The sequence below is a fragment of the Alcaligenes sp. SJTW-7 genome (assembly GCF_047716895.1).
GTDB classification, from domain to species: Bacteria; Pseudomonadota; Gammaproteobacteria; order Burkholderiales; family Burkholderiaceae_B; genus Alcaligenes; species Alcaligenes ammonioxydans.
Window position 1 is genome coordinate 2,051,405 of record NZ_CP136682.1, and the last position, 14,220, is coordinate 2,065,624.

Consider the following 14,220-nt stretch of genomic DNA (forward strand, 5'->3'; position numbering starts at 1 on the left):
TGTCTCCTCGTCATTATGAAAACGGCGCCGTCAGGCGCCGCAGCGGTCTGCCTGAATTACAGGTCAGCCAAGGGATGAGTCCTGTCTGCAGGCCACGCCGGAACAAAAAAGCGTTCCACCCAGCGGGCATCGGCCTGCTCCAGCGACGCCGGATTCCAGCGTGGCTGTTTGTCCTTGTCAATCAGCAGTGCGCGTATGCCTTCCTGGAAATCGCCTTGCACGCCACACTGCAGCGAGACGATGTATTCCAGACGGAAAACATCGGCCAAGGACAGGTGGTGCACGCGCTCCAGTAGCTCAAAGGACAAGCGAGCCGAACCAGGAGCCCCTTTGGCGAAGGTTTGTGCAGCACGCGACAGCCAGGGGTCGGCACTATCCTGCCACTGCTGCAGAGCCTGTGTCATGCGTTCAAATTCACGGCTGGCGCAGACATCACGCAGCATGGCGTAATTTTGCTCCAGCGGGCCGCTATCGGGGCGAGCGCCCTCTGCCAGAGTGCGCAGGACCTGATGCAGGCTGCTGTCACGAGCAGCGCGTTCATCAGACCAATCCGTGGCTTGCAGGGCCTTGAGCAAGGCGTCGAAATGCGCTCGTGGCAAGTACGCATCCGCCAAGCCCAGGAACAAGCAGTCCGAGGCGTTGATTTGCGCGCCGCTCAGGGCCAGGAAATGGCCGATCCCCGCAGGCAGATGCGACAGCATCCAGGTACCGCCCACATCCGGGAACAGACCAATGGAGATCTCGGGCATGGCAAAACGCGTGGTATCTGTCACCACACGATGGCTGGCGCCATTGAACAGGCCCACGCCCCCACCCATCACGATACCGTCACCCCAGCACAAAATCGGCTTGGGGAAGGTATGGATCAGATAGTCCAGGCGGTACTCCACATCAAAAAATTCGCGGGCGTACTCATTATTCCAGGCCGAGCCCCCCTGGTTCTTTTGCATCGAGGCGTACAGCGAATGCAGATCGCCCCCTGCGCACAGCGCCTTTTCTCCGGCACCGCGCAAGACGATCATGGCAATACTGGCGTCCTGCGCCCATTTCTGAAACTGCTTGAACAGCAGCTGGCACATTTCCAGATTAAGTCCATTCAGGGCTTGCGGGCGGTTCAGCGTAGCAACACCGATCGCCTTCCCGTTCTGGCCGGGCAGGCGATCAAACAAAACAGAATCCGTCATCGAATATCAGCTCCAAGATCAATGATTTGTCGTGCAATGATGACACGCATGATCTCGTTGGTGCCTTCCAGTATCTGGTGCACCCGCGTATCGCGCACCAGACGCTCGACAGGATAATCCTTCAGGTAACCATAACCGCCAAACAGCTGTTGCGCATCCACGCAGGCCTGAAAACCCAGATCGGTGGCCATACGTTTGGCCATGGCGCAGTAGGTACTGGCCTGGCTGCTACCGGCGTCCAGATGAGAGGCCGCCAGCCGCACCATTTGGCGGGCAGCCACAACGCTGGTCAGGATATCGGACAATTTGAACTGCAGCGCCTGAAACTGATCCAGCGGCTTGCCGAACTGGCGGCGCTCCTGCATGTACTGACGGGCCGCATCATAAGCGCCTTGGGCGGCGCCTACCGAGCAGCAGGCGATATTGATGCGCCCACCGTCCAGGCCCTTCATGGCCAGTTTAAAGCCCTCGCCTTCCTGGCCCAGCAGGGCCGAGGCAGGAACGCGCACGCGCTCAAAGGTAATGCCGCGCGTGGACTGACTGTTCCAGCCCATTTTCAGTTCTTTGCGACCATAGGTAATACCCGCCGCATCCGCAGGAACCACAAAAGCCGAAATGCCTTTGGGACCGTCGCCTCCGGTACGGGCCATCACCACCAGCACATCGGTATCGCCCGCTCCGGAAATAAAGGCCTTGCTGCCACTGATCAGATAGTCATTGCCGTCACGCTCGGCACGGGTACGCAGCGACGCCGCATCCGAACCCGAACCAGGCTCTGTCAAGCAATACGAGCCCAGTTTCTGTCCGCTGCTGAGCAGTTCGCCCCATTGGGACTTGACCTCATCCGTGCCCCAGGTGCCAACCATCCAGGTCACCATATTGTGGATCGTCAGAAATGCCGTGGTCGAGGGATCAACCGCCGCCATTTCCTCAAACACCAGGCTGGACTCCAGACGCCCCAGCCCCAGGCCGCCGATGGACTCCGGAGCATACAAGCCGCAAAAACCCAATTCACCCGCTTTACGGAAGGCCTCGATCGGGAAAATCTGTTCCTCGTCCCAATGCGCCGCATGGGGTGCCAGCTCACCTTGCGCAAACTCGCGAGCCGCTTGCGCAAACGCGTTCTGATCGTCTGTCAGTATCATGTCCGTCTCCTTATTTTTACCCACCATAATGCGAGCTGCCCCCTTTAGTTGTCGTGCTGATGACAATCAGCCGTTTCATAGGGGGCAGTGCAAGGCAGGAGGCGACAGTCTAGCCGAAAGTAGCGGCCTGACGCGCAGGCGCAGAAGAACTAGGCGCGGACGGGCTTGCGGCGGGGTCGGGCAGCAGCGCGAGCCGCCAGCTTGTGCGCATAGCGGCGGCGGCGGGAGTCCATGGGGTCAAAGACCAGTTCACGGTAGATCTCAACGCGATCCTGATCACGCAACACCTGATCGAGCTGACAGCGCTGGCCATAGACGCCGACCTTCAAGCCCTCCAGGCTCGACGCCTCATCCAGGGGCGGCAAGCCACATTCACGCAATCCTTGCGCAATACCGGCCTGTAGCAAAGCGTCACGCACACAACTGCCAGCCGGCAAGCGCAAGGCGGCTTTCCAGACCTGGGCCTGGGTTGCCACCACAACGCTAACGGATAATTCAGTCACCGTACACCTCTTGTGCGCGACGGGTGAAGGAGTCGATGAAACTGTTGGCAACACGGTTGAAAATGGGACCGACCACCATCTCCAGGGCGCGACTGGAAAACTCGTACTCCATGGTGAACACGATCTTGCACCCGTCTTCCCCCAAGGGCGTAAACTGCCAGTCCCCCGTCAGGGCAGAAAACGGCCCTTTAACCAGGCGCAGCACAATGCGGTTAGGATAGTCGTGCTCGTTACGGGTGGTGAAGGTCTGGCGAATACCCGCGATGCTGATGGTGACTGAGGCTTCCATCCCCTTTTCGTCGCGCTGGCTGACACTGGCACCACCACACCAAGGCATGAACTCAGGGTATTTTTCCACCTCTGCAACCAGGTCAAACATCTGTTCGCAGCTATAAGGAAGAAGGACGGAGCGTTTTACTGTATGCATCAGGTCTGGTTAATAGATAGAATGTTCTGATTTTACAATCTATGGTTGGCAATTAATTCATGAGTATTGTTGATAATCGCAAGGCTACCCACGAATACTTTATCGAAGAGCGCTTTGAGGCCGGTCTGGTCCTGGAAGGCTGGGAGGTCAAGGCGATCCGGGCTGGGCATGTCCAGCTCAAAGAAAGCTATGTCATCGTGCGCGAGGGCGAGTTGTTTATTTTGGGCATGCACGTCAGTGCCTTGCCCACCGCCTCAACCCATATCCGGCCCGACGCGACTCGTACCCGTAAACTGCTGCTCAAAGCCGAGGAGATCAGTAAACTGATCGGCAAGGTTGAGCAGCGCGGTTACGCCCTGGTTCCCCTGAACCTCCACTACAAAAAAGGTCGTATCAAGCTGGACTTCGGTCTGGGGCGCGGTAAAAAACTGCACGATAAACGTGATGTCTCCCGCGACAAAGACTGGAAGCGCGAACAAGAACGCTTGATGAAACACGACACCCGCCGTAAGACAAATGAATAAAACGGGCTGAAAAGCCCGTTTTGTTCTAAATCTCAATGTAATTTAACACGAGGGGCGGCCCGTTTGCTGAGCAAGCGGCCCAAAGCCAGGGTTGCGGTACGTGCAAACCCCAAAATCGCCATGTAATGCATCAGGTGCAGGCTCATGTACATGATGCGCGCCAGCAGCCCTTCCACAAACCAGCTTTTGCCGGACAGCACCCCCATCAGGCTGCCGACACCGCGACTGTGGCCCACCGACACCAGCGAACCATAATCCTTGTAAACAAAGGGCGCTTCATCGACCGGTCTGCCCTGAATGCGCGCCGCCAGCCGCTTGCGCAAATAGCTGGCCTGCTGGTGAGCGACCTGGGCACGGGCAGGCAAAAACTGACCCTCTTTGTCCCATGGCACCTGTGCGCAGTCTCCCAAGGCCCAGATGTAAGGGTCCGGCGTGGCCAGGCAGGCATCGAGCACCAGTTGATTGATTCGGTTAACGGGCAGACCCAACTGCGCCAAAAAGGCGGGGGCTTCAATTCCAGCCGCCCAGACGCAGAGATCATTGGGATATTGCCCCCCTTGCGCGTCCTCAATGTAATCAGCGGCCACTCGGCTGACCCTGACCGAGGTACGCACGGCCACGCCACGCTGCGCCAGCAAACTTTGCGCGGTGGCAGACAGTTTGGGCGGCAAGGCTGAAAGAATACGATCGGCACCTTCCAACAGGGTAATGCACACCTCGCGGTCAGAACTGCTGCCTGGAATACTGTAAATACTCAAATCCGCACGAGCCTCGAGCAGCTCAGCGGCCAGTTCCACCCCGGTTGCCCCGCCCCCCACAATATTGATATAGAGTGGCGCCCCCGGTTCTCGCTGCGCGCGACGGGTCACACTGATCAGTTCATTGAGCAACTTCAAACGAAAACGCTCGGCCTGATGTGTCGAGTCCAGCGCCAGCGCATGCTCATGGGTGCCCGGCGTATTGAAAAAATTCGATTTGCTACCCACAGCCATCACCAAGGTGCCGTAGCTCAGGGTGCGCTCGGGAAAGACCTCGTCATGATCGGGCCCCAGAACCGGGGCCAGCGTGATCGTGCGTCGGGCACGGTCTATGCCGGTCATCTCACCTTGAATAAAGGTAAAGCCACAATCGCGCGCCAGCATGAAATACGACAGGCCCTCGCGATGAATATCCAAGGTGCCCGCAGCAACCTCATGCAAGGACGGCTTCCAGATATGGTCGCTGTCTTTATCGACCAAAAAGATATGCTGGCGCCCGAACTGACGCCCCAGCTTGGCGGCCAGCTCCAGCCCACCTGCCCCACCCCCAACGATTACCACTTGATACGGCTGCGTAGTAGACATCCAAAACTCCTTGGGACTTACCTCAAGCAAAGAGAGTATCAGAACCGTCGCCTTATACTTTAAATCAAAACAGATAAGGACTATAGCGATACGCAAACACGATCTGGGTCACTCAGCCAGACGAGCTTGTGGACCGCCAAGGACCCGTGCTGTTTTTAGAGGCCTGAACGGGGAGCAGATCAAAGACTGACGCAAAGAAATACGTCTTTGCGTGGTGCATGGCGTAAAATCGGGACGTTAGTCTTGCCTTCCCTTAACGATCGAAATAGGGCAGCAGCACAACAGCCATTGATACGGTATGATGCTGACTTTGTCCTGTTCACTTCCTTTCTGCCTGCCACTATGCATGACGATGTTCCCCGAAAATCCCAACGTGCGACTCGAAAGGGGCGCGAACGCCGCGACAAAATCCTGGAAGTCGCTTCCGAGGTTTTTCGTGAGAATGGTTTTGAGGCTACGTCCATGTCCCAAATCGCCGCATTGGCAGGCGGTTCCAAGGGCACGCTCTACAATTACTTCCCCTCCAAAGAAGACCTCTTGCTGGCTGTCCTGCTGACGGGAGCCCAGAGATTTACCGAGCAGGTCCTGACCAAGCTGGACTATGAAGGTGATATTCGCGAGGAGTTGCGGCGTTTCCTGCTTCCCATGTTGAGCAACCTGTACTCGAAGCAAACGGCTCAACTGCTACGTATTGTAGTTTCGGTAGGTGGCCATAGCGATATTGGCAAGCGCTTCATGGACATGCTGGACGACCAGATCTGGGATGGTGTGAAGCGTTTTTTTGCCCGCCACATCGAGCGCGGCACCCTGCGCAAGCTGGACCCGACCTTAATGGTGGAACACTTTCGCTGCCTGAGTGAAAGCGAGATTGTGCTGCTGCTCATGGGAGCCATGGAGCCCTGGAGCGAAGAACGCATTCAAAACGAAACCGAACACATTCTGGATATGTTCCTACACGTTTATCAGCTTGACCCAGCCAGTTAAGACACTGGCTTCCTGGAAACCTACCCGACTACGCTGCGCCGCCCGCAGCGTCTTTGCGCCGCCAACCCGGCACACGCACCCCACACACCGAGCCCGCCCTCTGCGCGAAGGCAGCCTAGCAAAGGGGCTTACACCCCTCCTTCCCTCTACCCTGTCCGATCGATAAGGAACTGCCCCTCCTAGGCCTGACCGTGTCCGTGTTCGCGAACGGTGCGTTGAAAAACCGTAGCGGCCTACAGAGACGTTTCGCAATATCGAAGGAGCGGCTAAGGCAAAAGCAAAGTCACTCACAGGGATTGAACCGCCAGCAAGATAACCCTGCCCCCAGATGCAACAACACCCCGGCCTGCCTATTGCACACCGAGGTGTTGTTGTGGCGCTTAGCCACTGGCTTCCGCCAGCACCCTGCCAGGCAGACGCTGGCAGGAATCAGGACTTAAGCCTTGGCCAGACGCTGCCAGGTGTCCACAACCGTGTCAGGGTTCAGCGACAGCGAAATAATGCCCTCTTCGCTCAGCCACTTGGCCAGATCAGGATGGTCGCTGGGGCCTTGGCCGCAAATACCAACGTATTTGTTCTGGGCCAGACATGCCTTGATGGCACGGCTCAGCATGAACTTCACCGCCTCGTCGCGCTCGTCGAAGTCGGCAGCCAGCAGTTCCATACCGGAGTCGCGATCCAGACCCAAAGTCAACTGAGTCATATCGTTGGAACCGATGGAGAATCCGTCAAAGTATTGCAGGAACTTGTCGGCCAAAATGGCGTTGGAAGGTACTTCGCACATCATGATCAGGCGCAGGCCGTTTTCGCCACGAGCCAGACCGTGGGAAGCCAGCAGATCAACCACACGCTCTGCCTGACCCAGGGTACGCACAAATGGCACCATGATCTCGACGTTGGTCAGACCCATTTCGTCACGCACTTTCTTCAGGGCTTCGCATTCCATCTTGAAGCATTCTGCGAAGTCTTCGGACAGGTAGCGAGCCACACCGCGGAAGCCCAGCATGGGATTCTCTTCCTCGGGCTCGTAGCGCGAACCACCCACCAGCTTGCGGTATTCGTTGGACTTGAAGTCCGACAAACGCACAATGACGGGCTTGGGGTAGAAGGAAGCGGCCAGGGTCGCGATACCTTCAGCCAGTTTCTCCACGAAGAAAGCACGTGGGCTGGCGTAGCCACGAGCAGCCGATTCCACCGCCTTTTTCAGGTCGCTATCCACATTCGGGTAGTCCAGAACCGCCTTGGGGTGAATGGCGATGTTGTTGTTGATGATGAATTCCAGACGAGCCAGACCCACACCATCGTTGGGGATTTGCGAGAAATCGAAAGCCAGTTGTGGGTTACCCACGTTCATCATGATTTTCAGACCGATCTCGGGCATCTGGCCCCAGCTGACTTCTTCGATCTCGGTTTCCAGCAGACCGTCGTAAATACGGCCTTCGTCGCCTTCCGCACACGACACCGTCACTTCCTGACCTTCTTTCAGCACGTCGGTGGCGTTGTTGCAACCGACCACGGCGGGGATGCCCAGTTCGCGAGCAATAATCGCAGCGTGGCAGGTACGGCCGCCACGGTTGGTGACAATAGCCGACGCCAGCTTCATGATGGGTTCCCAGTTGGGGTCCGTCATGTCAGTCACCAGCACGTCGCCGGGTTTGACCAGATCCATCTCGGAGGCGTCAGCCACGATGCGGACTTTACCCGAGCCGATCTTCTGGCCAATGGCGCGGCCAGTGACCAGCACCTCGCCCGTGGCTTTCAGGCGGTAACGCTCTTGCACATCGTTGCTGCCTTGCTGGGACTTCACAGTCTCGGGACGGGCTTGCAGGATGTAGATCTTGCCATCGATGCCATCACGGCCCCACTCAATGTCCATAGGACGCTGGTAGTGTTTTTCAATGATGGTGGCGTAACGGGCCAGTTCGATCACTTCTTCGTCGCTCAGGGAGTAACGATTGCGCTCGGACACAGGTACGTCCACGGTACGCACAGCGTGATCGGTGGTACGACTTTCGTCAAATTCCATCTTGATCAGCTTGGAGCCGATACGACGGCTGATGATGGGGTAGTGACCGGAAGCCAGGGTTGGCTTGTACACGTAGAACTCGTCCGGATTGACCGAACCTTGAACCACGGTTTCGCCCAGACCGTAGGAGGAAGTCAAAAAGACGACGTCCTTGAAGCCCGATTCCGTGTCCAGGGTGAACATCACACCAGCGCTGCCCTTGTCCGAGCGCACCATACGCTGAATACCCGCAGACAGAGCCACTTCAGCGTGGGCGTAGCCCTTGTGGACGCGGTAAGAAATAGCGCGGTCGTTGTACAGGGAAGCAAACACGTGGTGAATCTTGCTCAGCACCTCGTCGATGCCCACCACGTTCAGGTAGGTTTCCTGCTGACCGGCAAAGGAAGCATCAGGCAAGTCTTCGGCGGTGGCGGACGAACGCACGGCAAAGGAACCCTTGCCGTCAGCGTCCAGCTCGGCAAACGCCTCACGTACGGCTTTTTCAAACTCGGCCGGGAACGGCGTGTCGATGATCCACTGACGGATTTCGGCACCGGCAGCAGCCAGTTCACGAACGTCGTCGGCATCCAAAGCGTCCAGACGCTGCTGAATGCGCTTGTCCAGATCGTTGTTTTTCAGGAAAACGCGGAATGCTTCGGCTGTGGTGGCAAAACCACCTGGCACGCGCACACCGGCATCGGCCAGTTGGCTGATCATTTCACCCAGCGAGGCGTTTTTACCGCCTACTGTGTCGACGTCCGTCATGCGGAGCTTGTCGAAACCAATTACGTAAGACATAAGTCACCTTGAATAGAAAAAAAAGCGTGTTTGCTTAAGACAGGGACCGTCACAGCGGTGTCTGTGCAATCTGTCTTAAGCAAACCTGCCTTTCCATACCCCGATTCGAGCGGTAAATGGTAATCTTGCAAATTGTACCGTTTCCCGAGCTTTGTGCACGACTTATTCCATGTCTTCTTCTCCTATTGAGCGTACCGTCTTTGTCGTTTCCGACAGCACGGGCATTACCGCCGAAACTTTCAGCAACTCCGTCCTGTCGCAATTCGCTCAATTCGAATTTCAGGCCGTCCGGATTCCCTTCATCGACACCATCGAGAAAGCCCAGTCTGTCGCAGACCGCATCAATCAGTGTGCCCAGGACCAGGGTCAGCAGCCCCTGGTGTTCAGCACCTTGGTCGACCCCAAGATGGCCCACATCATTGGCGCGGCCAACTGCACTTTCCTGGATTTGTTTGGTGCCTTTGTACGACACATTGAGCGTGCCCTGGGCGTGAAATCCAGCCGTTCCGTAGGCCGTTCGCACTCGGGCGGCATGTCCAAGCGCTATAACAGCCGCATTGAAGCCATCAACTTCAGCCTGGCCCACGACGATGGCCAGTATGTGAATGGCCTGGAACAAGCCGATGTGATTCTGGTGGGCGTGTCACGCTGCGGCAAAACCCCGACCAGCTTGTACTTGGCCATGCAGTACGCTGTCAAGGCCGCCAATTACCCGCTGATTCCGGAAGACTTTCAGCGCGGCACCCTGCCAGCCACCCTGGCCCCCTACCGAAAAAAGATCTTTGGTTTATCCATTCATCCGGACCGCCTGTCCGAAGTGCGCAATGAACGTCGTCCCGACAGCAAGTACGCCTCGATTGAGCAGTGCCGCATGGAAGTCGCCGAGGCAGAACGCCTGATGCGCATGGAAGGCATCCCCTGGTTGTCGACCACGACCAAATCGATTGAGGAAATCTCCACCAAGATTCTGGATGATGTCGGTTTGGACCGCCGTTCTTACTGAAGTCGACGCCAGTGTTTGCCCGCAGTGCAACAAAGCGGAGCGGCAATGAGCGTAAGGCCTGAGTCGGTGTTTCACCGAACTCGGGCTTTTTTTATTTAATCCTTCTCCGGCCCACTTATCCCGCAGCACCAGCCGTATGTACGGCAGAATGTACCCCCCCCTGATCAGCCTTCGCCCCGGCTCTCAGGCGCGAGCATGCCCATCACGCTGGACGGCAGAGTCATCACCGCTTGTTTAGCCCCTCAAGACACGCCGCACGCGACATCGTCAAGGTCGTGGAGAGGGGAATTTCAAGGCTGTCTGTCCGACCCGTGCCACGACAAATTCAACCCACGTCTTGCCCAGGCCACGCAAGGAGCATGCCGCTGCCACCCACCCACAGCAGCGCTATTACTTTCTATGCTGGCGACGCTGTTCGTACAAACACAGCGCCGTGGCAATGGCCACATTCAGGGACTCCACCCCGGGCGCCTGGGGGATGAACAAACGCTGGCTGGCTTTGACCAGCAAAGCAGGACTGACGCCCTGCCCCTCGTTGCCAAACACCCATATTGCGTGTGCAGGCAAGGCAGATTCATACAGGTCTTGAGTGTCAGGCCCCAGAGAGGTCACCAAAACCGGCAAGCCGGCTTTCTCAAGCAGTTCCAGGCCCTCGACCTGCTCATGAATCTGAATAGAAAAATGCGCGCCTTGTGCGCTACGCAGCACCTTCTGGGACCAGACACTGGCGCAGCCCGGCGTCAAGTAGACCGCCTCCATGCCCACCGCCACGGCGGTTCGCAGTACGGTGCCCACATTGCCGGGGTCCTGCACCTGATCGAGCAAGACTGCACTTCCAGCAGGCGCTGTCCACGCCTGCCCGCGCGGCACACGCACAATAAAGCCCACGCCTTGCCCCTGGCCTACCTGGGACACCGCATTCATCAGCGTGGCATTGAACGTCACACTGAGATGACCCGGTAAAAAACGAGCCAGTTCCAACAGCTCGTCCGAATGGCGATCCATTTCAAACACCGCCAGTTCCGGCAAGCCACGGCGCTCCAGCCACATCTGGCAGAGATGGATGCCTTCCAACCAAATCAGCTGATCGCCCCCATCCAGCTCGCGTTTGTCGTGAGCCAGGCGCTGCACTCGTTTGAAAAGCGCATTATCTTTGGATTCAATCAGCCTCATTTTCTTCAACTTACCTAACTAGAGATGCGCGTACCGGCGCGAAACTTCGACGATGCTCGGGACACGGCCCGTGCTGGGACAAACGTTGCAGATGAAAGGCCGTCCCATAGCCTTTGTGCTGGTCAAAACCGTATTCGGGATAGTCTCGGTGCAATTCCAGACAGACTGCATCCCGCGCTGTTTTCGCCAAAATTGATGCAGCCGCAATGGCAGCATGGCTGGCGTCACCTTTGATGATGGCTTCTGCCGGGCAACACAGGCCAGTGGGAATGCGATTGCCGTCCACCAAGGCCTGTTCGGGTTTGACACTCAGGCCATTGCAGGCTCGCTGCATCGCCAACATGGCCGCGTGCAAGATATTGATGTCGTCAATTTCCGCCACACTAGCGCTGGCAATTTCCCAGGCCAACGCCCTTTCCTTGATCAACACCGCCAAGGCTTCACGCCGTTTGGCGGTCAGCTTCTTGGAATCATTCAGGCCTTCAATGGGATTGCTCGGGTCCAGAATCACGGCAGCGGCAAAGACGGGACCTGCCAGAGGGCCACGTCCTGCCTCATCCAGCCCCGCCACCAAACCCGTCGAGGCATTACTGACTAATAAATCCAGCTGCTTCATGCACGCGCCATATTCACAATGACCTCGGCCGCCAACGCGGGTGTGTCCCGACGCAAGATCAAATGCATTTCGGTAAAGACTTGCTCGATATGTGCCACATAGCTCTGATCGCTCAAGGCTTTCCAGCACTCTTGCGCCAGCTTCCTGGGCTCGGCGTCTTCTTGCAGCAGTTCTGGTACGACAAAATCCCGAGCCAGCACATTAGGCAAACCCACCCAAGGCACATAAGGCCGGTCCTGACCAGACTTCCACCGTATGATGCGCTCCATCATGGGGCTGAGCACATATGAAATAACCATAGGCCGCTTGTACAAGGCGGTTTCCAGACTGGCAGTACCACTGGCCACCAGCACAGCGTCACTGGCTTCCATCACCGTCCAGGCGGGTGGACGAACCACGCCTTCCGAATCAGGCTGACGAATACCGGCTGTATTGGCATCAATAATGTGCAAGTTACGGACGGGGTGTTGGGCCAGTGCTTCCTCAAATTCCTGACGGCGCTTAGGATTGACCATGGGCACCAGAATCATCAAATCCGGCTCCTGGTCCTGCAAGATCTGCACCGCCTGCAAAAAACGGGGTGACAGCATCTTGACCTCGGAAGACCGGCTGCCAGGCAAGACGCCCAATATACGCCCTGTCTCGGGCAAGCCCAGCCGCCGACGCGCGTCGGCCTTGTCCGGCTGCAAGGGAATATTCGCCGCCAGGGGGTGACCCACATAGGTCACGGGAATGCCTTCCTTCTCGTAGATCTCGGTCTCGAAAGGAAACAGCACCAACATGTGAGACACGGCTTCGCGGATTTTATGGATGCGCTCATAGCGCCAGGCCCAGATGGAGGGCCCCACAAAATGCACCGTTGGAACCCCGGCCTGACGCAGACGATGTTCCAGACGCAAGTTGAAGTCGGGGGCATCGATGCCTACAAACACATCAGGGCGTTGCCGCAACCACTGATTGCGCATGCCCAGGTAGGTAGAAACCAGCCCGGGAATGCGTTTCAGCGCCTCGACATAACCGAATACCGTCAAGGCATCCATGGGATAAAACTGATGAAATTGCTGCGCCGCCATTTCGGGTCCGCCTATGCCCTCTACCCGCAAGTCGGGATGGCCTTGGCGCAAGCCTTGAATGATACGAGCCGCCAGCAAATCGCCAGAGGGCTCACCCGCCACCATCCCAATGCGCAAATCCTGCTTGACCCCTGTCTGCCCCGACCCGCCTGAACGTGCCGCTACTGGGCTGGAGGCGCTGCTCATGGTCGGCAAATACCCCGACTGGAATCGTTCAGAAAATCGATCATGACCTGAACCGCTGCCCGGCAGTCGGGCTGCGCCTGCTGCAAGGCCTGCATCTGCTCAACGGCCTGCTCGACGGTCAATTTACGACGGTACAGCAGCTTGTAGCTTTCCTTGACCGCCGAAATAGCGTCGGCAGAAAAGTGACGACGACCCAGGCCTTCGCTATTGACACCGACTGGACGGAATGGATCACCTGCACCGATCACGTAAGGAGGAATGTCCTGACGGACCGAGCTGGTGCCACCAATCATGCTGTGCGCACCGATGCGACCGAACTGATGCACGGCGGTCAAGCCGCCCAGAATGGCCCAGTCGCCAATATGCACATGGCCGCCCAACTGAACACTATTGGCAATAATCGTATGACTGCCGATCTGGCAATCGTGCGCAATATGGGTGTAGGCCATGATCCAGTTGTCGTTGCCAACACGGGTCACTCCCACATCCTGCACCGTGCCGGTGTTAATGGTGACGTATTCACGAACCATATTGCCATCGCCGATTTCCAGACGAGTGGGTTCCCCGGCGTACTTCTTGTCCTGCGGCATGCCCCCGATGGAGCAGAAACGGTAGAAATGGTTGTTGCGACCGATCGTGGTCACGCCATCTATCACGCAGTGCGGGCCTACTTTGGTGCCCGCCCCTATCGTGACATTGGGCCCAATGATGCTGTAGGGCCCGACCTCGACATCATCGGCAAGCTGAGCGCCCGCTTCGATAATGGCCGTTTCATGAATACGCATAAACTATTCTTCCAATTGTCGGATAGCACACATGATTTTGGCTTCGGCGACCACTTGGCCGTCCACCAATGCGCGACCCGTGTACTTGCACAACGCGCGGCTGATGCGGTCAGCCGTCACTTCCAGGCGCAGTTGATCGCCCGGCATCACGGGTTTGCGAAAACGCGCACCATCCACGCCGACCAGATAGTAAGCCAGCTTGTTGTCCACTTTCGCGTACGGATCTTCAGGATCAGTAAACGAGAACAAGGCGGCGGCCTGGGCCATGGCTTCAATGATCAAGACCCCAGGCATAACCGGCATGTGCGGAAAGTGGCCAGTAAAAAAGGGTTCATTCATCGACACGTTCTTGATGGCGACGATGCTCTTGCCAGGCACCAGTTCCAAAACGCGATCCACCAGCAACATCGGGTAACGATGAGGAAGGCGATCCATAATTTGTCGAATGTCGAGTTCCATGTCCTGTCCTGC

At 57.3% G+C, this 14,220-nt stretch carries 14 protein-coding genes; 3 read left to right on the plus strand and 11 right to left on the minus strand.

All coding sequences use genetic code 11. The features are described from left to right. Positions 1-56: 56 nt before the first annotated feature. From RSQ48_RS09200 to RSQ48_RS09215, 4 genes are all read right to left on the minus strand, one after another. Positions 57-1,184 carry an enoyl-CoA hydratase/isomerase family protein gene (locus tag RSQ48_RS09200; protein WP_003799788.1) on the minus strand — a complete coding sequence of 376 codons (1,128 nt, stop codon included), beginning with the start codon at positions 1,182-1,184 and terminating at the stop codon, positions 57-59. Beyond that, positions 1,181-2,329, minus strand: coding sequence for an acyl-CoA dehydrogenase family protein (locus RSQ48_RS09205; RefSeq protein ID WP_003799787.1), 1,149 nt, complete (start codon positions 2,327-2,329; stop codon positions 1,181-1,183). Before RSQ48_RS09205 ends, RSQ48_RS09200 begins: the two co-directional genes overlap by 4 nt. Before the next feature lie 149 nt (positions 2,330-2,478). After that, complete coding sequence (locus RSQ48_RS09210; protein WP_003799785.1) at positions 2,479-2,832, minus strand: RnfH family protein; 354 nt, start codon at positions 2,830-2,832, stop codon at positions 2,479-2,481. After that, positions 2,825-3,259, minus strand: coding sequence for a type II toxin-antitoxin system RatA family toxin (locus RSQ48_RS09215; RefSeq protein ID WP_003799783.1), 435 nt, complete (start codon positions 3,257-3,259; stop codon positions 2,825-2,827). Before RSQ48_RS09215 ends, RSQ48_RS09210 begins: the two co-directional genes overlap by 8 nt. A gap of 59 nt (positions 3,260-3,318) precedes the next feature. Here RSQ48_RS09215 and smpB point away from each other — a divergent pair, with 59 nt between their 5' ends. Beyond that, positions 3,319-3,783 (plus strand): SsrA-binding protein SmpB, encoded by a 465-nt coding sequence (smpB, locus tag RSQ48_RS09220; RefSeq protein WP_003799781.1) that lies wholly within the window; start codon positions 3,319-3,321, stop codon positions 3,781-3,783. A 32-nt stretch (positions 3,784-3,815) separates the two neighbouring features. Here smpB and RSQ48_RS09225 read toward each other — a convergent pair whose 3' ends face one another. Then, positions 3,816-5,126 carry an NAD(P)/FAD-dependent oxidoreductase gene (locus RSQ48_RS09225; protein WP_059317600.1) on the minus strand — a complete coding sequence of 437 codons (1,311 nt, stop codon included), beginning with the start codon at positions 5,124-5,126 and terminating at the stop codon, positions 3,816-3,818. Positions 5,127-5,468: 342 nt separating this feature from the next. Here RSQ48_RS09225 and RSQ48_RS09230 point away from each other — a divergent pair, with 342 nt between their 5' ends. Continuing rightward, positions 5,469-6,110 (plus strand): TetR/AcrR family transcriptional regulator, encoded by a 642-nt coding sequence (locus tag RSQ48_RS09230; RefSeq protein ID WP_237714392.1) that lies wholly within the window; start codon positions 5,469-5,471, stop codon positions 6,108-6,110. A 436-nt stretch (positions 6,111-6,546) separates the two neighbouring features. Here the strand turns inward: RSQ48_RS09230 and ppsA are convergent, their stop codons facing one another. Then, positions 6,547-8,913: a phosphoenolpyruvate synthase gene (gene ppsA, locus RSQ48_RS09235; RefSeq protein WP_003799770.1), complete on the minus strand. Its 2,367-nt coding sequence runs from the start codon at positions 8,911-8,913 to the stop codon at positions 6,547-6,549. A gap of 169 nt (positions 8,914-9,082) precedes the next feature. Between ppsA and RSQ48_RS09240 the strand changes: the two genes are divergently transcribed. Continuing rightward, a complete protein-coding gene (locus RSQ48_RS09240; RefSeq protein ID WP_003799769.1) occupies positions 9,083-9,916 on the plus strand; it encodes a pyruvate, water dikinase regulatory protein in 834 nt (277 codons plus the stop codon). A 390-nt stretch (positions 9,917-10,306) separates the two neighbouring features. On the opposite strand, the gene RSQ48_RS09245 is transcribed toward RSQ48_RS09240, so the two are convergent. From RSQ48_RS09245 to fabZ, 5 genes are all read right to left on the minus strand, one after another. Then, a complete protein-coding gene (locus tag RSQ48_RS09245) occupies positions 10,307-11,089 on the minus strand; it encodes a TrmH family RNA methyltransferase (RefSeq protein ID WP_003799767.1) in 783 nt (260 codons plus the stop codon). Positions 11,090-11,099: 10 nt separating this feature from the next. Next, positions 11,100-11,705: a ribonuclease HII gene (gene rnhB / locus RSQ48_RS09250; protein ID WP_003799764.1), complete on the minus strand. Its 606-nt coding sequence runs from the start codon at positions 11,703-11,705 to the stop codon at positions 11,100-11,102. Continuing rightward, the gene (lpxB, locus tag RSQ48_RS09255; protein ID WP_039942943.1) at positions 11,702-12,883 is read right to left on the minus strand and encodes a lipid-A-disaccharide synthase; all 1,182 of its coding nucleotides are present in this window, start codon (positions 12,881-12,883) and stop codon (positions 11,702-11,704) included. The genes rnhB and lpxB overlap by 4 nt, the downstream gene beginning before the upstream one ends. 77 nt (positions 12,884-12,960) lie before the next feature. Beyond that, entirely contained in the window at positions 12,961-13,749 is a 789-nt protein-coding gene (gene lpxA / locus RSQ48_RS09260) for an acyl-ACP--UDP-N-acetylglucosamine O-acyltransferase (RefSeq protein ID WP_003799760.1), read from the minus strand. Positions 13,750-13,752: 3 nt separating this feature from the next. Beyond that, entirely contained in the window at positions 13,753-14,208 is a 456-nt protein-coding gene (gene fabZ, locus RSQ48_RS09265; protein WP_003799758.1) for a 3-hydroxyacyl-ACP dehydratase FabZ, read from the minus strand. Positions 14,209-14,220: the final 12 nt, after the last annotated feature.

Excerpts from the sequence above, each read along its gene's own strand:
- RSQ48_RS09200 (WP_003799788.1), bottom strand. The coding sequence starts at position 1,184 with ATGACGGATTCTGTTTTGTTTGATCGCCTGCCCGGCCAGAACGGGAAG.
- RSQ48_RS09205 (WP_003799787.1), bottom strand. The coding sequence starts at position 2,329 with ATGATACTGACAGACGATCAGAACGCGTTTGCGCAAGCGGCTCGCGAG.
- RSQ48_RS09215 (WP_003799783.1), bottom strand. The coding sequence starts at position 3,259 with ATGCATACAGTAAAACGCTCCGTCCTTCTTCCTTATAGCTGCGAACAG.
- smpB (WP_003799781.1), top strand. The coding sequence starts at position 3,319 with ATGAGTATTGTTGATAATCGCAAGGCTACCCACGAATACTTTATCGAA.
- RSQ48_RS09225 (WP_059317600.1), bottom strand. The coding sequence starts at position 5,126 with ATGTCTACTACGCAGCCGTATCAAGTGGTAATCGTTGGGGGTGGGGCA.
- RSQ48_RS09230 (WP_237714392.1), top strand. The coding sequence starts at position 5,469 with ATGCATGACGATGTTCCCCGAAAATCCCAACGTGCGACTCGAAAGGGG.
- ppsA (WP_003799770.1), bottom strand. The coding sequence starts at position 8,913 with ATGTCTTACGTAATTGGTTTCGACAAGCTCCGCATGACGGACGTCGAC.
- RSQ48_RS09240 (WP_003799769.1), top strand. The coding sequence starts at position 9,083 with ATGTCTTCTTCTCCTATTGAGCGTACCGTCTTTGTCGTTTCCGACAGC.
- RSQ48_RS09245 (WP_003799767.1), bottom strand. The coding sequence starts at position 11,089 with ATGAGGCTGATTGAATCCAAAGATAATGCGCTTTTCAAACGAGTGCAG.
- rnhB (WP_003799764.1), bottom strand. The coding sequence starts at position 11,705 with ATGAAGCAGCTGGATTTATTAGTCAGTAATGCCTCGACGGGTTTGGTG.
- lpxB (WP_039942943.1), bottom strand. The coding sequence starts at position 12,883 with ATGGTGGCGGGTGAGCCCTCTGGCGATTTGCTGGCGGCTCGTATCATT.
- lpxA (WP_003799760.1), bottom strand. The coding sequence starts at position 13,749 with ATGCGTATTCATGAAACGGCCATTATCGAAGCGGGCGCTCAGCTTGCC.
- fabZ (WP_003799758.1), bottom strand. The coding sequence starts at position 14,208 with ATGGAACTCGACATTCGACAAATTATGGATCGCCTTCCTCATCGTTAC.